This window comes from Microvirga soli (genome assembly GCF_016734765.1).
Lineage (GTDB): Bacteria > Pseudomonadota > Alphaproteobacteria > Rhizobiales > Beijerinckiaceae > Microvirga > Microvirga soli.
In genome coordinates this window covers 32,774-49,946 of the sequence record NZ_JAERQE010000034.1, presented here as the reverse complement: position 1 = coordinate 49,946, position 17,173 = coordinate 32,774, and the positions used below count along the sequence as shown (strand labels likewise).

The 17,173-nt window shown below is 62.0% G+C and carries 14 protein-coding genes; 10 read left to right on the top strand and 4 right to left on the bottom strand.

What is annotated here, in order from left to right; all coding sequences use genetic code 11:
• Window positions 1-137: 137 nt before the first annotated feature.
• On the top strand, window positions 138-2,852 hold the full coding sequence (locus tag JKL45_RS30860) for a M10 family metallopeptidase (RefSeq protein WP_376771058.1): 2,715 nt from the start codon (window positions 138-140) through the stop codon (window positions 2,850-2,852).
• Between the two features lie 89 nt (window positions 2,853-2,941).
• Here JKL45_RS30860 and JKL45_RS22010 read toward each other — a convergent pair whose 3' ends face one another.
• The gene (locus tag JKL45_RS22010) at window positions 2,942-3,598 is read right to left on the bottom strand and encodes an alpha/beta hydrolase (RefSeq protein ID WP_201863759.1); all 657 of its coding nucleotides are present in this window, start codon (window positions 3,596-3,598) and stop codon (window positions 2,942-2,944) included.
• Between the two features lie 233 nt (window positions 3,599-3,831).
• Here JKL45_RS22010 and JKL45_RS22005 point away from each other — a divergent pair, with 233 nt between their 5' ends.
• The 6 genes from JKL45_RS22005 to JKL45_RS21980 all read left to right on the top strand — a co-directional run bounded on the left by JKL45_RS22005 (window position 3,832) and on the right by JKL45_RS21980 (window position 10,482).
• A complete protein-coding gene (locus JKL45_RS22005; RefSeq protein ID WP_201863764.1) occupies window positions 3,832-5,004 on the top strand; it encodes a cysteine desulfurase family protein in 1,173 nt (390 codons plus the stop codon).
• Window positions 5,005-5,073: 69 nt separating this feature from the next.
• Window positions 5,074-6,546 (top strand): Fe-S cluster assembly protein SufB, encoded by a 1,473-nt coding sequence (sufB, locus tag JKL45_RS22000; protein WP_201863757.1) that lies wholly within the window; start codon window positions 5,074-5,076, stop codon window positions 6,544-6,546.
• Between the two features lie 129 nt (window positions 6,547-6,675).
• Entirely contained in the window at window positions 6,676-7,428 is a 753-nt protein-coding gene (gene sufC / locus JKL45_RS21995) for a Fe-S cluster assembly ATPase SufC (RefSeq protein WP_201863754.1), read from the top strand.
• 1 nt (window position 7,429) lies between these two features.
• Window positions 7,430-8,743, top strand: a complete 1,314-nt coding sequence (gene sufD / locus JKL45_RS21990) for a Fe-S cluster assembly protein SufD (protein WP_201863752.1) — start codon at window positions 7,430-7,432, stop codon at window positions 8,741-8,743.
• Window positions 8,744-8,864: 121 nt separating this feature from the next.
• Window positions 8,865-10,100, top strand: a complete 1,236-nt coding sequence (locus JKL45_RS21985) for a cysteine desulfurase (RefSeq protein WP_201863750.1) — start codon at window positions 8,865-8,867, stop codon at window positions 10,098-10,100.
• Between the two features lie 85 nt (window positions 10,101-10,185).
• Window positions 10,186-10,482: an SUF system Fe-S cluster assembly protein gene (locus JKL45_RS21980; RefSeq protein WP_376771059.1), complete on the top strand. Its 297-nt coding sequence runs from the start codon at window positions 10,186-10,188 to the stop codon at window positions 10,480-10,482.
• A gap of 221 nt (window positions 10,483-10,703) precedes the next feature.
• On the opposite strand, the gene JKL45_RS21975 is transcribed toward JKL45_RS21980, so the two are convergent.
• On the bottom strand, window positions 10,704-11,468 hold the full coding sequence (locus tag JKL45_RS21975; RefSeq protein ID WP_201863746.1) for an SDR family oxidoreductase: 765 nt from the start codon (window positions 11,466-11,468) through the stop codon (window positions 10,704-10,706).
• Between the two features lie 201 nt (window positions 11,469-11,669).
• On the opposite strand from JKL45_RS21975, the gene JKL45_RS21970 reads away from it, so the two are divergent.
• A complete protein-coding gene (locus tag JKL45_RS21970; protein ID WP_201863744.1) occupies window positions 11,670-12,890 on the top strand; it encodes an FAD-dependent oxidoreductase in 1,221 nt (406 codons plus the stop codon).
• On the opposite strand, the gene ybaL is transcribed toward JKL45_RS21970, so the two are convergent.
• Window positions 12,789-14,684 carry a YbaL family putative K(+) efflux transporter gene (gene ybaL, locus JKL45_RS21965; protein WP_201863741.1) on the bottom strand — a complete coding sequence of 632 codons (1,896 nt, stop codon included), beginning with the start codon at window positions 14,682-14,684 and terminating at the stop codon, window positions 12,789-12,791. The genes JKL45_RS21970 and ybaL overlap by 102 nt on opposite strands.
• Window positions 14,685-14,852: 168 nt before the next feature.
• Here ybaL and JKL45_RS21960 point away from each other — a divergent pair, with 168 nt between their 5' ends.
• Together JKL45_RS21960 and JKL45_RS21955 are read left to right on the top strand one after the other, a co-directional pair.
• Complete coding sequence (locus JKL45_RS21960) at window positions 14,853-15,233, top strand: HesB/IscA family protein (protein ID WP_201863763.1); 381 nt, start codon at window positions 14,853-14,855, stop codon at window positions 15,231-15,233.
• A 2-nt stretch (window positions 15,234-15,235) separates the two neighbouring features.
• Window positions 15,236-15,631, top strand: coding sequence for a TfoX/Sxy family protein (locus JKL45_RS21955; protein WP_201863740.1), 396 nt, complete (start codon window positions 15,236-15,238; stop codon window positions 15,629-15,631).
• Here JKL45_RS21955 and JKL45_RS21950 read toward each other — a convergent pair.
• Window positions 15,624-17,102, bottom strand: a complete 1,479-nt coding sequence (locus JKL45_RS21950) for a DEAD/DEAH box helicase (RefSeq protein ID WP_201863739.1) — start codon at window positions 17,100-17,102, stop codon at window positions 15,624-15,626. The genes JKL45_RS21955 and JKL45_RS21950 overlap by 8 nt on opposite strands.
• Window positions 17,103-17,173: the final 71 nt, after the last annotated feature.

The window sequence follows — 17,173 nt, the reverse complement described above, 5'->3', positions numbered from 1 at the left end:
GCTTGCCTCCCGGGCCATATCCTAGTCAACGCGCAGCCCACCCGAATGGATTCAAGCCCAGATCAAAAGCGCTTTAGTGGAGCTTGGCAATACATTTATAATGGTATATAGTATCATAAATTAGTTTGGAGAGCCCTATGTGTGTGAGCTGCGCAATGACAGGAGCGTCAACCTCTTGGGGTCTTTTTAGCCACGATCTACCTAGTCCAAGTCCATATGCATTCAGTTATAGCGGTTCGACTTCCGTTACGGACTACTGGGCTGATGTCGCTGAGGCTGTCTCAACAGACGTCCAATATACCAATATGCTCTCTCTCTTATCGGGAGATCGATGGGATCAATCCAACGTTACCTTTAGCTTCCCAGATACCGAGTCGGATTATGGGTGGATCTATCCAGATGCGTCTGGGTTCCGGCCTGTCAGCTTCGAGCAGCAGCAGGTTGTCCGCTTTGTTCTTGAAGGTTCAAGCCCTTATGCTGGTGGTCCTCGCATGTCTCTGAACTCCGTGGAGGCTTTAACCAATCTTTCGATTTCCTTCGCTGGTTCCAACGATGCGAATATTCGGATTGGCAACTCGGATGTTAGTGCAAGCCGGACTTATTATCCGAATGTTCCAGTCTATGGCGGCGATGTCTGGATTCATAAGAATGTCACTAACGTCACTTTAGGTACGTACGGCTACAAGGTTATCCTTCATGAACTTGGCCATGCACTAGGGCTCAAGCACGCCCATGAGGGTAGTTCTTGGTATGCAGGAGTAATCAATAAACCCATCAGTGCAGATCGTGACTCACTTGAGTTTACAGTTATGACATACAGGTCTTATGTGGGAGGGCCTGCTGGCAGTTATTCATTTGAGGAATACGGCGCACCGCAAACTTTCATGATGTACGACATTGCTGCTTTGCAGCATCTGTATGGTGCAGATTTCACAATGAATAGCGGCAATACGGTTTATCGTTGGACTCCGACGACTGGAGAAACATTCGTTAACGGCGTGGGTCAAGGCATCCCCGGTGGGATCGGTGCTTGGAATTCCAATCGCATATTCTTGACGATTTGGGACGGCGGAGGCTCCGATACTTACGATTTCTCGAGCTACGGATCGGGCTTAGTCATCGACCTCACGCCTGGGGGATGGTCAAAGCTGTCGTTCGCTCAAACTGTAGATCTGGGTGGTGGATTTAAAGCCCGCGGAAATGTCTTCAATGCTTTCCAGTACAAGGGAGATTCTCGATCTTTGATCGAGAATGCGAACGGAGGTGCAGGTGATGACCGTATCCAAGGCAACAGCGCTCATAACAACCTCACAGGAAATGATGGTAGCGACTCCCTAAACGGAGGGACTGGATCGGATACACTCGACGGTGGCTCGGGTAACGATGACCTTCAGGGTGGGGCCGGCGGCGATCACCTCTCCGGCGGCGCGGGCTACGACTTTGCGAGCTACTACCATGCGTCGGGCGCGGTGGTGGCCAACCTGACGAATGCCGGTGCCAACACGGGCGAGGCGGCGGGTGACACCTACAGCGGCATCGAGGCTCTCGGCGGTTCGCGGTTCAACGACACCCTCACCGGCGACGGGGACGGCAACAACCTCTACGGCCATGACGGCAACGATCGTCTGGTGGGTCTCGCCGGGCGCGACTACATGGTCGGCGGTGCTGGCGACGACGTGCTCGAGGGCGGGGCTGAGGGCGACTGGCTGATCGGCGGCGATGGCTACGATGCCGTGGCCTACACGACGGCCGTGACAGTCAACCTGTCCGATGCTTCCCAGAACACCGGCGAGGCTGCCGGTGACACGTACGAGAGCATCGAGGGCCTCTACGGCTCGAACTTCGCCGACCGGCTCACCGGCAATGCCGTCGACAACACCATCTATGGCGGCTGGGGCGAGGACATGCTCGCAGGGCTTGCTGGCAACGACCGGCTGTATGCCGGCGACAGCAACGACAACCTGGTCGGCGGCGCTGGCGCCGACGTGCTCGATGGCGGCAATGGCTTCGACTATGCCGAGTACCATACGGCCACAACCGGCGTGGTGGTCGACCTGCTGAGCGCCTGGCGCAACACCGGGGATGCGGCCGGCGACAGCTATGTCTCGATCGAGGGCATCGGCGGCTCGGCCTACAACGACGAGCTGGTGGGCAACCATCTTGGCAACGAGCTCTACGGCCATGGCGGCTGGGACTCGCTCGAGGGCCGTGGTGGCGCCGACTGGATGTATGGTGGTGCCGGCTATGACTTTGCCACCTACTACGCGGCCACAGCAGGCGTGAAGGCCAACCTGTCGAATTCGTCCGGCAACACCGGCGACGCCGCTGGCGATATGTACTTCGACATCGAGGGGCTGGGCGGCTCATCGTACAACGACGTGCTCACGGGCAATGGTGGCTACAATGAGCTGTTCGGGCACTGGGGTAACGACGAGCTCTTCGGCCTGGCGGACGGCGACTATCTGTCCGGTGGCGAGGGGCATGACCTATTAGTCGGCGGTGCCGGCTCGGACTGGCTCACCGGCGGCAACGGCTCGGATCTGTTCCGGTTCGACACCGCCTTGAGCTCGGCGAACGTGGACATCGTCAATGACTTCACGGTTGGAGCGGACAGATTGCAGCTAAGCCGGTATGTGTTCACGGCCTTCCAGAACGTGGGTGAGGTGAGCGCGTCTCAGTTCACCATCGGGGCTGCGGCCAGCACGAGCGCGCACCGCCTGATCTACAACAACGCCACAGGTGCGGTGTCGTACGATGCCGATGGCGTGGGCGGAGCGGGTGCGATGCAGTTTGCCACCATCGGCAAGTATCAGGCCCTGTCGGCCTCCAGCTTTGCCCTGATCTGGCCGTAAGCACAGCAACTAGGCCTAGCCCCAAACAACAAAGCCGGTGTCGTGAGACACCGGCTTTTTGCATTAGTGAATTCTGCTTGGGAGAAGGTTCAGGCAGCTTCCTCGGCCGTTCCCAGCCGCTTGTCGAGATACTCGTCCACAGACACCATCAGCTCATCGACGCGGCCGTCGAAGAAGTGGTTGGCGCCTTCGATCACGGCGTGTTCGAGCTTTACGCCCTTCTGGGTTTTCACCTTCTCGATCACGCTGACCACGTCCTTGACCGGGGCAACGCGGTCTTCCGAGCCGTGCACGAAGAGGCCGGAGGATGGGCAGGGGGCGAGGAAGGAGAAATCGTAGCGGTTTGCCATGGCGGCAATAGAGATGAAGCCTTCGATTTCCGGGCGGCGCATGAGGAGCTGCATGCCGATCCAGGCGCCGAAGGATACGCCGGCGATCCAGCAGGCGCGGGCGTCCGGGTTCATGGCCTGGGCCCAATCGAGGGCTGCTGCCGCGTCGGAGAGTTCGCCCTGACCATGGTCGAAGGCGCCCTGGCTGCGGCCGACGCCGCGGAAGTTGAACCGCAGCACCGAGAAGCCGCGCTTCGCGAAGTCATAATACAGGTTGTAGACGATCTGGTTGTTCATCGTCCCGCCGAACTGCGGGTGAGGGTGCAGGATGATGGCGATGGGAGCGCCCTTTTCCTTGGCGGGCTGATAACGCCCCTCGATGCGACCGGCAGGACCCGTAAAGATGACTTCAGGCATAGACGCGAACCTCTTGCTCACCCCTCCATTGGGAGAGGGAAAACCCGTGACAGCCTTGACTCCAGGCTGCGGATCCTCATAAAAGAACCCTTAGAATAGTTCTAAATTGTTCCAATGTTTCATTTGAACGGAGCGGCTTCCGCCTCCGACGAGACATCGGACAGATGTGGTTGCGGTGCTTTAGCACGGCAACCTAGGTCGATTGCAAGAATTTCGTGAGGCTCACGGCAGCTATGGCGGCAGGCCAGCGCACATATCTCGACCATAATGCGACCTCGCCCATGCGGCCTGCGGTTGCCGAGGTCGTCCTGCGCGCCCTTCAGCTTCCTGGAAATGCCTCCTCAGTCCATGCCGAGGGCCGCGCTGCACGAGCCGAAGTGGAAAGTGCCCGTGAGCGAGTGGCACGCCTCGTCGGGGCCCGGACCAAGAATGTCATCTTCACGAGCGGCGGCACCGAAGCTGCGAATCTGGTTCTGACTCAGGGCTTCCGCCGCCTCGGTCAGCCAGGGTGCTCCCGGCTGCTCCTGGGGGCTATCGAGCACACCTGTGTGCTCAACGGTCACCGGTTCCCTTCGGACGCGGTTGAGATCATCCCGGTCGATGCCAACGGAATCCTTGATCTGGCCTGGCTCGAAGCTCGTCTCCGGAAGGCTTGCGACGAGCGCGTCCTTGTCTCCATCCAACTGGCCAACAACGAGACCGGGGTGCTCCAGCCCGTGGCCGAGGCGGCCCGGATTGTTCATGAGCATGGCGGGTTGATCCACACCGATGCGGTTCAGGCCGCTGGGAAGATCCCGGTCGATATGGCCGGGCTCGAGGTCGATGTGCTCACCCTTTCGGCTCACAAGATTGGCGGACCGAAGGGAATCGGCGCTGTCGTTCTCGCCTCCGACCAGTACGAGATCGCCGATCGGCTGATCCGGGGCGGCGGGCAGGAGAAGGGCTTCAGGGCTGGCACCGAAAACGTGGCGGCCATCGCAGGCTTCGGTGCTGCGGCCGAGATCGCTCTATCCGGACTGGCGCAGGAAGCGGAAAGGCTCGGGGCGCTGCGGGACGACGCCGAGACGCATGTCCGACGGATTGCGCCGGATGCGGTTGTTGTGGGTGCGCAAGCTGAGCGGTTGCCTAATACCTTCGCCTTTGCCATACCCGGCCTCAAAGCCGAAACGGCATTGATCGCCTTCGATCTGGCGGGGGTAGCCCTGTCCTCCGGCTCGGCCTGCTCGTCCGGAAAGGTCAAGCGATCGCATGTGCTCGACGCCATGGGCGTGGAGCCCGCCCTCGCGGAGGGCGTTTTGCGCGTGAGTTTGGGGTGGTCGACCACGAAAGAGGACGTTATCCGCTTTGCGGAGGCGTGCGAAAGGGTGGTCGGCACCTTATATAAGCGGAAGGCGAGCGCAGCCTGAAAAGGCTCCGCTTCGCATTCCAGGTCATCAACCCGCGGTCCTTGAAGCCGTGAGCGGTGGGAGAGACACATGCCTGCAGTGCAGGAAACGATCGATCAGGTCCGCCTGATCGACGTCGATCAATACAAGTACGGCTTCGAGACCGAAGTCGAAATGGAGAAGTCCCCGAGGGGGCTCTCCGAGGACGTGATCCGCTTCATCTCGGCCAAGAAGGGCGAGCCCGAGTGGATGCTCCAGTGGCGCCTCGACGCCTACAAGCGCTGGCTCACTATGAAGGAGCCGAACTGGGCGCGGGTGTCGTACGACAAGATCGACTACAACGACATCTACTACTACGCCGCGCCGAAGAAGAACCCGGCGCCGAAGTCCCTGGACGAGGTCGACCCTGAGATTCTCAAGACCTACGAGAAGCTCGGCATTCCCTTGCGCGAGCAGGAGATCCTGGCGGGCGTCGAGCCGCAGCGCCGGGTCGCCGTGGACGCGGTGTTCGATTCTGTGTCGGTGGCCACGACCTTCAAGGAAGAGCTCGCCAAGGCCGGCGTGATCTTCATGCCGATTTCCGAGGCGATCCGTGAATACCCGGACCTCGTGAAGCAGTATCTCGGCTCGGTCGTGCCAGTGACGGACAACTTCTTTGCCACCCTGAACTCGGCCGTGTTCACGGACGGGTCGTTTGTCTACATTCCGCCGGGCGTGCGCTGCCCGATGGAGCTGTCCACCTACTTCCGCATCAACGAGAAGAACACTGGTCAGTTCGAGCGCACCCTGATCATCGCCGACAAGGGTTCCTACGTGTCGTATCTCGAGGGCTGCACGGCCCCGAAGCGCGACGAGAACCAGCTCCACGCTGCCGTGGTCGAACTCGTCGCTCTCGACGATGCCGAGATCAAGTATTCCACGGTCCAGAACTGGTATCCGGGCGACGCGGAAGGCCGGGGTGGCATCTACAATTTCGTGACCAAGCGCGGCGATTGCCGGGGTAAGAACTCGGTCATCACCTGGACTCAAGTCGAGACGGGCTCGGCCATCACCTGGAAGTACCCGTCCTGCATTCTGCGCGGCGACGGCTCCCGCGGCGAGTTCTACTCGATTGCGGTGTCGAACGGCATGCAGCAGGTCGATTCCGGCACCAAGATGATCCATCTGGGCAAGAACACCACGAGCCGGATCATCTCGAAGGGCATCGCGGCGGGCCGCTCCGAGAACACCTATCGCGGTCTCGTCTCGGCCCACCGCAAGGCGACCGGCGCGCGCAACTTCACGAACTGCGACTCGCTCCTCATCGGCAACCAGTGCGGCGCGCACACAGTGCCTTACATCGAGTCGAAGAACGCCACCGCCGTGTTCGAGCACGAGGCAACCACATCGAAGATCTCCGAAGATCAGATGTTCTACTGCCAGCAGCGCGGCCTCTCGGCAGAGGAGGCGACGGCGCTCATCGTGAACGGTTTCGTGAAGGACGTGCTTCAGCACCTCCCCATGGAGTTCGCAGTCGAAGCGCAGAAGCTGATCTCGATCTCGCTGGAAGGCTCGGTCGGTTAGTCGAAAACCAATGGTTTCATCCCGGCCGAAGCGCAGCGGAGAGCCGGGATCGTTCAAACCAGTTTAATTCGGATAGCGATCCCGGGTCTCGCTAAGCTCGCCCGGGATGACGCAGATGGAAGTGTAAAGATGCTCGAAATCAAGAACTTGGTTGTCCAGATCGAGGACAAGCGCATTCTCAACGGCCTCAACCTCACCGTGAACAAGGGCGAGGTCGCCGCCATCATGGGGCCGAACGGCTCCGGCAAGTCGACCCTGTCTTATGTGATCGCCGGCAAGGAGGATTATGAGGTCCTCGACGGTGAGATCCTGCTCAACGGTGAGAATGTGCTGGAGATGGAGCCTGACCAGCGCGCCGCCGCCGGCGTGTTCCTGGCCTTCCAGTATCCGCTGGAGATCCCCGGCGTTGCCTCGATGACGTTCCTGAAGGCCACCCTCAACGCGCAGCGCAAGGCCCGCGGCGAGGCGGAGCTGACCACGCCGGACTTCATCAAGCGCGTGAACGCTGCAGCCACCCAGCTCGAAATCCCCAAGGACATGCTCAAGCGCGCCCTCAACGTCGGCTTCTCCGGCGGCGAGAAGAAGCGCATGGAAATCCTGCAGATGGCGCTGCTCCAGCCGTCCTTCTGCATCCTGGATGAGACCGATTCTGGCCTCGACATCGATGCGCTGCGCATCGTGTCCGAGGGCGTGAATGCTCTGCGCTCGCAGGACCGCGCCTTCCTGGTCATCACCCACTACCAGCGCCTGCTGAACCACATCGTGCCCGACACCGTGCACGTGATGTCGTCCGGCCGCATCGTGAAGACGGGCGGTAAGGAGCTGGCGCTCGAGCTCGAAGCCAATGGCTATGCCGATTACCGGGAAACTGAGGCTGCTTGATATGGCTGACGTCACCCTCATGAAGACGCCGGCGGAAACCGCGCTGGCGCAGGCTTTCGAGAGTGCGAAGACCAGTCTGCCGGGTCAGACCGAGTCGCGCGCGCAGGCCTTCGAACAATTCACCCAGCGAGGCTTGCCGCATCGCCGGGTGGAGGAGTTCAAGTACACCGACCTTCGCGCCATGATGCGCGAGATCGCACCTTTCGCCGGTGTTCCCGCCGCGGACGAGGTGAAGGCGGCCCTAGCCGGCGCGAAAGCGCTTGCAGGCGTCGAGGCGCTGCAGGTGCCGTTCGTGAATGGCCACTTCGTTCGCGACGCGGTGGACTTCCACAATCTGCCCGAGAATGTCGAGATTGTACCTCTGGCGGAGGCTTTGGCGGATGGCCATGAGTGGCTCGCCCGTCTGAGCCCGGTTCCGTGGGCGAACGACAATCCGGTCTATCAGCTCAACACGTCCTTCATGGCTGACGGCGTGATGATCCGGATTGCTGGACCCGTCGAGGCCCCGGTGCACCTGCGCTTCGTCACGGCGGCCAGCTCCGCTGTCGCTACCGCGACCCGTATCCTCGTGGTCGTGGAGGAGGGCGCTTCGGTGACCCTGCTCGAAACGCACGAGAGCACGAACGGCGCCAACCACCAGCCGAACGACGTGATCGAGATGATCGCGGGCGATCGCACCAACGTGCAGCACGTCCGCGTCAACGCCGAGGGCGACAAGGCGCTGGCTCTCTCCACCCTTGCCGCCAAGATCGGCGGGGAAGCGTTGTTCAACAGCATCAACGTGGTGGCCGGTTCCGCCACCTCGCGGCATCAGGTCTTCGCCATTCTCGATGGTGAGAACACGAACCTTCGCGTCAACGGCGCGACCATGCTGAAAGGCACGCAGCACGCCGACTCGACCCTGGTGGTCGAGCATGCGGCTCCCCATTGTGAGAGCCGAGAGCTGTTCAAGACGGTCATCGACAACGAGGCGACCGGCGTCTTCCAGGGCAAGATCATTGTCCCACATCACGCCCAGAAGACCGACGGGCGCATGATGTCGGCGGCGCTCCTCCTGGAGGAGGGCGGCTCCATGAACAACAAGCCGGAACTCGAGATCTTCGCCGACGACGTGCAGTGCGCCCACGGCGCCACCTGCGGTCAGCTCGACGAGGACCTCCTGTTCTACCTCATGGCCCGCGGCCTGCCGAAGAAGGAGGCCGAAAGCCTCCTGGTTCAAGCCTTCCTGGGCGAGGCGCTGGAGTTCGTAGAGAACGAGGCCGCTCGCGAAGCGCTTGTGGGTACGGTCGAAGGCTGGCTGAAGGCTCGTTCGTAATACTCAATGCGTCATGGCCGGGCTTGGCCCGGCCATCTCGACTGGAAGGGTAAAACGCCTTCCCTAATCGAGATCACCGGCACAAGGCCGGTGATGACGAAAGAGGAAGACAGGTAAGGCAATGAACGCTCCTGTGAAGCCATACGACATCGAAGCCGTCCGGGCGGAGTTTCCGATCCTGGCGCAGCAGGTCTATGGCAAGCCGCTCGTCTATCTCGACTCTGCCGCCTCGGCCCAGAAGCCGCGCGCGGTGATCGACGCCATGGTGAACACCATGGAGACGGGCTACGCCAACGTTCATCGCGGCCTGCACCACATGGCGAATGTGGCGACCGAAGGCTTCGAGCGCGCCCGCGAAACCGTACGCGAGTTCCTCAACGCCGGGTCCATCGACGAGATCGTGTTCACCAAGTCGGCCACGGAAGCCTACAACTTGGTGGCGGATTCCTTCGGGCGCATGAATATCGGGGAGGGCGACGAGATCATCCTCTCCATCATGGAGCACCATTCCAATATCGTGCCCTGGCACTTCCTCCGTGAGCGCAAGGGCGCAGTGATCAAGTGGGCGCCGGTGGACGATGAGGGCAACTTCCTCGTCGAGGAGTTCGAGAAGCTCTTTTCCCCCCGCACCAAGATCGTCGCCATCACCCACATGTCGAACGTGCTCGGCACCGTGACGCCGATCAAGGAGATCATCCGGATCGCCCATTCCCATGGGGTTCCGGTTCTGGTGGACGGGGCTCAAGGGGCAGTCCATCTCCAGGTCGACGTACGCGATCTCGATGCGGACTTTTACGTCTTTACCGGTCACAAGGTCTATGGGCCGACTGGCATCGGCGTTCTCTACGGCAAGCGCGAGTGGCTGGAGAAGATGCCGCCCTATTCCGGCGGCGGCGAGATGATCCGCGAGGTGCTCTGCGAGGGCATCACCTATAATGACCCGCCGCACCGTTTTGAGGCGGGAACTCCGCCGATCATCGAGGCCATCGGTCTCGACGCAGCCCTCCGGTTCATGATGAGCCTCGGGCGCGAGAACATCCAGGCTCACGAGGCGGCGCTCTCCGCCTATGCCCATGAGCGTTTGCGGGCCATGAACTCGGTGCGCATCATCGGGCAGGCCAAGGGCAAGGGCGCCATCATCGCGTTCGAGATGAAGGGTGCGCATGCCCACGATATCGCCACTGTCATCGACCGGCAGGGCGTTGCGGTCCGGGCCGGCACCCATTGCGCCATGCCGCTGCTGAACCGCTTCGGCGCGACCTCGACCTGCCGGGCCTCGTTTGGCCTCTACAACACCATGCAAGAAGTCGATAAGCTGGCGGACGCCCTGCAGAAGGCGGAAGCCCTGTTTGCTTGAGGATGAACCTGTGAACGACCAATCCCCGTCCAACGCGCCGCAGGTGACCCCTGGCTCCGCGATCCCGCCGGAAGAGCTCGACCGCATGACGGACGACATCGTCTCGGCCCTGAAGACCGTTTATGACCCGGAGATACCGTCCGACATCTACGAGCTCGGCCTGATCTACCGTGTCGACATCGACGACGACCGCAATGTGGCCATCGACATGACCCTGACCGCCCCGGGCTGCCCCGTGGCGGGCGAGATGCCTGGCTGGGTGGAGAATGCCGTCGCGACGGTCCAGGGCGTCCAGAGCGTCAAGGTCAGCATGGTCTTCGATCCGCCGTGGGATCAAAGCCGCATGTCTGACGAGGCGCGGGTCGCGCTCGATATGTGGTGAGGCTTCACACCTTTTGAATTTTGCGACGTCATGGCCGGGCTTGTCCCGGCCGTTTTCGTTCAAGCACCACTGTCATTCCCGGGCCGCGCAGCGGAGCCTGGCATCTATATCTACTGGTCGTGCAGGAAGGGGCGTAACGGTGTTTACGCTGTCATGAAACGTCGTGTTTATGGATTCCGGGTTCGCACCAGAGGTGCGCCCCGGAATGACAGTGTGGCTCCTCAGGTTCGGTTGATGGACACGCCCCCGTCGACGAGCAGCGCCGTGCCCGTGGTGAAGCTCGATGCGTCGGAGGCAAGGTAAAGCGCCGACTTGGCGATCTCCTCGGGCCGGGCTCGGCGCTTCAGAGCGTGAAGACCCTCGACGAACGCCAGGGCTTCTGGCGTACTGACCCAGGCTTCGGCCAGAGGCGTATCCGTGCCGCCCGGGAGCAGCGCATTGACGCGAACACCTCTTGGACCGAACTCGCTGGCGAGAGACTGGGTCAGCCCGATCAAGCCCGACTTGCTGGCAGCGTAGGAGGCCACACCGGGCATCCCTGCCGTGTAGCCGACGAAGGTCGAGGTAAAGATCACAGAGCCGCCTCCACGGTCGAGCATGGCCGGGATCTGGTACTTGGCGCCTAGAAAAGCAGCCGTGAGATTCACCGCGAGGGTCTCGTTCCATCCCGCGAGCGATACGCCCGGCGTCGGCCCCATTTCGCCATTCATGCCGGCATTATTGAAGGCAATGTCCAGACCGCGGAAGTGGCGGATGGCGGTTTCGACCAGCGCATGCGCCAACGTCTCGTCCTTGATGTCGCCAGCCAAGGCGACGGCGCGTCCGCCCTCCGCCTCAATCTCTGAGACCAGCTTATCCAAGGCATCTGAACTCCGTGCGGTGACGATGACGTTGGCACCTTCACGCGCAAAGAGCCGAGCCGTCGCATAGCCGATGCCTGAGCTGGCGCCGGTCACAATGGCGGTCTTGTTTTTAAGTGTTGTCATAGCTGAGATCTTTCCTCATCGAGCTCATGGCTCGACATTGGGGATCTCAAATTCCTTCACGGCTTCCGACCCGCTTTCTGCGCCCGATTCCTGTGATGGGGCATGGTTTCACGTCATACGCCCGACGGACTTTGGCCTGGGAAGGAAAGACGGTAGACTCGGCTTGCATCCGAGCAGTTGCGGTTTTTCCCGAGGGAGCCGATGAACACGCCTCACGCAGCCGAAACCCTCCACGTCCGCTGCTGCATTGCCGGCGGTGGGCCAGCCGGGATGATGCTCGGGCTCCTGCTGGCCAGGCAGGGCGTCGAGGTGCTGGTTCTCGAAAAGCATGCAGATTTCCTGCGCGACTTCCGCGGCGACACCATCCACCCCTCGACCCTTGAGGTCATGGGTGAACTCGGCCTGCTCGACGAATTTCTCACCCGGCCCCACCAGCGGGCGCAGACGGTCAGCCTCGTGGTCGGCGGCGTGCCGCTGACGCTCGGCGACTTTTCGCATCTGCCGACCCGCTGCAAGTTCATTGTTTTCATGCCGCAATGGGAGTTCCTGGACTTCCTGGCCGATCACGCCCGCGAGTATCCTCACTTCAAGCTTCGGATGCAGGCGGAGGTAACTGATCTGCTCGAGGAGCAGGGCAGGGTGACGGGTGTGCTGGTCTCGACCCCCGAAGGTCTTCTCGAGGTAAAGGCTGATCTCCTAGTGGCGGCCGACGGTCGCCGCTCCGTGGTGCGAGAGAAGGCAGGCCTCGAGGTGATGGATCTAGGCGCGCCGATGGATGTGCTGTGGATGCGGGTATCGAAGCGCCCTGGTGATCCGAGCCAGCTGCTCGGGCGGATTGAAGCCGGGCAGATGCTCGTGATGATCGACAGAGGCGATTACTGGCAGTGCGCCTACCTCATCGCCAAGGGTTCGCTGGAACGGCTCAAACAGGAGGGGTTGCCGGCTTTGCGCGCAAAGCTCACGAAGCTTGCTCCGTTTCTGGGGGATCGCCCTGAAGAGCTGCAATCCTGGGATGACATCAAGCTTTTGACCGTCGCGGTCGATCGGCTCAAGCAATGGTACAGGCCCGGGCTGCTCTGCATTGGCGATGCGGCCCATGCCATGTCGCCCGCCGGCGGGGTTGGCATTAACCTGGCGATCCAGGACGCGATTGCGGCAGCCAACATTCTCGGGCCGGAGCTGAAGCGCGGTTCCGTGGAGCCTGAACAGCTCGCTCAGGTGCAGAAACGGCGCGAGTGGCCGACCAGGATGACCCAGAGGCTGCAGGTGATGCTTCAGAACCGGATGATCACGCCGGTCCTCAACAGCACGCAGCCGGTCTCACCGCCCTGGCTCATCCGGTGGCTCGCGCAGCAGCCCCTGTTCCGGCGCATCCCCGCCCGCCTTGTCGGCATAGGCTTTCGGCCCGAGCACGTGCGCTGACGCTTCTGCCCCATCGTGAGGCAGCCCAGCATCGTCCTGGTCCTCGTTCAGGACGTCATCCGCTTCTTCGACCGAGGACAGCACCGGCTCGCGCGGGGCATCAGGCACGGCGGCGAACATGGCGCGGGCGATCTCTTGCTCACCCATCACGATTCTGGTCGCACCAAATTTCATCACATGCTCCTCCTGGGCGAAGGAGTGGGCGCGCACGATGATTGGCAGGTCGGCATTGATCCTGCGGGCCTGCTCGACCACTTGGCCGCTCTCGAACGCGTCGGGAATGGCCACCAGGAGGCAGCGGGCCTGCCCGATATTGGCAGCTGCAGCGACTTCGGGATCGGCCGCATTGCCGATGATGACCTCACGACCCTCCTTCTGCAGGTCGGCAACCTGTTCCTTGTTGGTCTCGATCACGAGCAGGGGTGCACCGATCGAAGCCATCTTGCGGCTGATATACTTCCCAACACGCCCGTGCCCTACGAGCACCACGTGATCGGTCAGAGATGTGGTGGGGAGTGGCCCGCGCGCGGCGGCTGCCGCAGCTTCCTCTGCCGCGACGGCTTTCTTCTCCGCGGCCACAGCGTCGGCTTTCGCTTGTGCTCTGATGGTGTCTCCCTTGATGAACCAGCGGTCCAGCAAGGTGAACAGGAACGGGTTCATCAGGATCGACAGGATGGCACCGGCGAGGATCAGATCGTGTCCCTTCTCAGGCAGGATCTGAAGACTGAGGCCTAAACCTGCGAGAATGAACGAGAATTCGCCGATCTGGGCGAGGCTTGCCGCGATTGTGAGCGCAGTCGAGTTCGGGTGGCCGAAGAGCCGCACAATGGCGAAGGCCGCGAGCGACTTGCCGACGACGATGATCAGGAAGGTCGCAACGACAGGGCCGAAATCAGTGATCAGGATCATCGGGTCGAACAGCATGCCGACCGAGACGAAGAACAGAACTGCGAAGGCGTCCCGCAGGGGCAGGGTTTCAGAGGCGGCCTGATGGCTGAGTTCCGACTCGCTCAGCACCATGCCGGCAAAGAACGCTCCGAGGGCGAAGGAAACCCCGAACAGTTCGGCCGCACCGAAAGCGGCCCCCAGGGCGATGGCCAGAACGGCCAGGCGGAATAGTTCCCGCGAGCCGGTATGGGCCACATAGTGCAGGATCCACGGGATGACCCGTCGGCCGACGATCAGCATGATGGCCACGAAGGCAATGACTTTGCCGAGGGTGAGGCCGAGGGAAATCACGATGGATTCGAGATCGGCCGATCCACCGGACGTGGCGTTGGCAAACGCCGGCAGCAGCACCAGGGTGAGCACCATGGCCAGATCTTCAACGATCAGCCAGCCGACCGCGATATGCCCCCGTTCGGTCTCGACAAGGCGACGCTCCTGCAGAGCCCGCAACAGCACGACCGTACTGGCGACCGAGAGCGCCAGGCCGAACACGATGCCGCCCCCGATACTCCAGCCCATCAGCCAGGCGAGACCCATGCCCAGAACCGTGGCGCTGGTGATCTGCACGACGGCGCCGGGAATGGCGATGGCGCGAACCGACAGAAGATCCTTCAGGGAGAAATGAAGGCCGACGCCGAACATGAGCAGGATGACGCCGATTTCCGCCAGCTGGTTGGCGAGGCCCTGATCCGCCACGTAGCCCGGCGTGAAGGGGCCGGCGAGTACGCCGGCAAGCAGGTAACCGATGAGAGGAGAAAGGCGGAACCGATGCGCAACGGCGCCGAGAGCAAATGCCAGAACCAAGCCGACAACGATGGTTGAAATCAGCGGCGTGTGATGCGGCATCTGCTCTCCTCGGATCAGCGGCTTTCGGGATTGGTTCATCCCGATATGGTCGACCTCGGCCGTTGGGGCAATCCTTATTGGCCTCGACGTTTGGCCTTTGACCCCTTATCTATTCATTATGTGAACTCGTTCTGCCCGGGCCTTGAACCCGGCTGTCAGGAGAGAATGATGGCTCTACCCGGCTTCAAGGTCGTGACCTTGACCGACGCGGCAGCAGACCGCGTCAAGGATATCATCTCGAAGGCCGACCGTCCTATCGTTGGCGTGCGCGTCGGCGTGAAGAACGGCGGTTGCGCCGGCATGTCCTACACGATGGAATATGCCGAAAGCACCAATCCCCTGGACGAGGTGGTCGAGGATAAGGGTGTGACCGTGCTCATCGATCCCAAGGCTGTGCTGTTCCTGCTCGGCACCGAAATGGATTTCCAGACGAGCAAGATGTCATCCCAGTTCGTCTTCAACAATCCGAACCAGACCTCTGCCTGCGGCTGTGGCGAATCCGTCGCCATTACGCCCGCGACGCCCCCGGCTCTTCAATCGGCAGGCTAGCCATGGATGCCGAGGCCATTCGCGAAGTCTTTCGCGGCTTCGGCCCCGTTCAGATCCGCCGGATGTTCGGCGGGCAGGGCATCTATCGGGACGGGCTGATGTTCGCCCTAGTGGCCGGCGGCGAGGTGTACCTCAAGGCGAATGAGGACAGCGTCAGGGTTCTCCAGGAGCTGGGCTCCCGGCCCTTCACTTTTGAGACGCGGGATGGCCGCACAACCCTCACGAGCTACTGGCTCATGCCCGAATCGGCTTTGGACGATCCTGACGAAGCGCGAGACTTTGCGGCTACGGCCCTAAGTGTTACCCGACGCGCCAAAACCAGCAAAGCCGGCAAGGCAGGGCGGGCCAAGAAGGCTCCGAAGAAGCCTCGAAAGCCTGCTGCCGAGCCTGCTACTTAACCTTCTTGACTGACACCGGCCGCATGAGGAAGGCCGGAACGTGATCGCCGAGGCCGATGACGCGCTCATCGTCATCCTCGCGCCGGGAGCGACCCTGATACCCACGGTCTGGACTTCTGTTGCGCTCAGGACGATCCCGCTCGCGCCGGGGGCTGCGATTCGGCTGTTCCTCGCGTGGAACCGGGACCGGACGTGGAGCCGGAGCCTCTTCTCTTGCCGCTTCAGCAGGTTCCTGCGAGCGTCCCGAAGACCGGACCTTGACCTTGCGGCCCCGGGACCGTTCCTCGCCCCGTTCACTACGACCGCCACGGCGGCGGGAGGGGCCCTCGGACTGCGGACGCTCCGCCAGGGTCGGACCCTGCCATTCGACCGGCTGGCCGATCAGCTTCTCGATCGCTGCGAGAGATTTCTCGTCGCCCGGACCCACCAGGGTAAACGACTGGCCGGCACGTCCGGCGCGACCCGTGCGGCCGATGCGGTGCACGTAATCTTCGGCATGGTGCGGGATGTCGTAGTTGAACACATGGCTCACGGCGGGAATGTCGAGGCCTCGGGCCGCGACGTCGCTGGCGACCAGGATCGGCATTTCCCCGGTTCGGAAGCTGTCGAGAGCCGCCATGCGGGCATGCTGATCCATGTCGCCATGGAGCGCTGCTGCCAAGAATCCATGCTTCTGCAGAGACTTGTGAAGGACCGCCACGTCGCGCTTGCGGTTGCAGAAGACGATGGCGTTCTGCAGGTCCGTGGCGTTGCGGATCAGCTCACGCAGGGTCTCTCGCTTGTCGAAATCTTCCCTGCCCGTCGCCACGAGGCGCTGGGTGATCGTCGAAGCCGTCGAGGCGGCGCGGGCCACCTCCACCTTGACCGGATTGTGCAGGAAGGCGTCGGCCAGGCGCTGGATCTCCGGCGGCATGGTCGCGGAGAAGAACAGGGTCTGCCGGGTGAACGGCACGAGCTTCACGATACGCTCGATATCCGGGATGAAGCCCATGTCGAGCATGCGGTCGGCTTCGTCGATGACGAGGAGCTCGACGCCCGTGAGTAGAAGCTTACCGCGTTCGAAATGGTCGAGCAGGCGACCGGGGGTGGCGATCAGCACATCGACGCCGCGGGTGATCTTGGCGTCCTGGTCCCCGAAGGACACGCCGCCGATCAGAAGGGCCACAGAGAGCTTGTGGTTGATGCCGTACTTGTCGAAATTGTCCTCGACCTGGGCAGCGAGCTCACGCGTCGGCTCGAGAATGAGCGTGCGCGGCATGCGGGCCCGGGCGCGGCCCGTCTCCAGCAGGGTGAGCATCGGCAGGGTGAAGGCGGCCGTCTTGCCTGTGCCGGTCTGGGCAATGCCCAGCACGTCCTTGCGGGCGAGCACATGGGGAATGGCCTGAGCCTGGATCGGCGTCGGCTCCGTATAGCCTGCGCTGGATACGGCCTGTTGAACTTTCTCGCTAAGTCCGAGTTCGGCGAAGGACATGAATTCTCATTACCGTTGGGGCTGGGCGCGCTCTTCAGTGCCGGCCGCCCTCTACGGCAACAAACAGGCGC

Excerpts from the sequence above, each read along its gene's own strand:
- JKL45_RS30860 (WP_376771058.1), top strand. The coding sequence starts at position 138 with ATGTGTGTGAGCTGCGCAATGACAGGAGCGTCAACCTCTTGGGGTCTT.
- JKL45_RS22010 (WP_201863759.1), bottom strand. The coding sequence starts at position 3,598 with ATGCCTGAAGTCATCTTTACGGGTCCTGCCGGTCGCATCGAGGGGCGT.
- JKL45_RS22005 (WP_201863764.1), top strand. The coding sequence starts at position 3,832 with ATGGCGGCAGGCCAGCGCACATATCTCGACCATAATGCGACCTCGCCC.
- sufB (WP_201863757.1), top strand. The coding sequence starts at position 5,074 with ATGCCTGCAGTGCAGGAAACGATCGATCAGGTCCGCCTGATCGACGTC.
- sufC (WP_201863754.1), top strand. The coding sequence starts at position 6,676 with ATGCTCGAAATCAAGAACTTGGTTGTCCAGATCGAGGACAAGCGCATT.
- sufD (WP_201863752.1), top strand. The coding sequence starts at position 7,430 with ATGGCTGACGTCACCCTCATGAAGACGCCGGCGGAAACCGCGCTGGCG.
- JKL45_RS21985 (WP_201863750.1), top strand. The coding sequence starts at position 8,865 with ATGAACGCTCCTGTGAAGCCATACGACATCGAAGCCGTCCGGGCGGAG.
- JKL45_RS21980 (WP_376771059.1), top strand. The coding sequence starts at position 10,186 with ATGACGGACGACATCGTCTCGGCCCTGAAGACCGTTTATGACCCGGAG.
- JKL45_RS21975 (WP_201863746.1), bottom strand. The coding sequence starts at position 11,468 with ATGACAACACTTAAAAACAAGACCGCCATTGTGACCGGCGCCAGCTCA.
- JKL45_RS21970 (WP_201863744.1), top strand. The coding sequence starts at position 11,670 with ATGAACACGCCTCACGCAGCCGAAACCCTCCACGTCCGCTGCTGCATT.
- ybaL (WP_201863741.1), bottom strand. The coding sequence starts at position 14,684 with ATGCCGCATCACACGCCGCTGATTTCAACCATCGTTGTCGGCTTGGTT.
- JKL45_RS21960 (WP_201863763.1), top strand. The coding sequence starts at position 14,853 with ATGGCTCTACCCGGCTTCAAGGTCGTGACCTTGACCGACGCGGCAGCA.
- JKL45_RS21955 (WP_201863740.1), top strand. The coding sequence starts at position 15,236 with ATGGATGCCGAGGCCATTCGCGAAGTCTTTCGCGGCTTCGGCCCCGTT.
- JKL45_RS21950 (WP_201863739.1), bottom strand. The coding sequence starts at position 17,102 with ATGTCCTTCGCCGAACTCGGACTTAGCGAGAAAGTTCAACAGGCCGTA.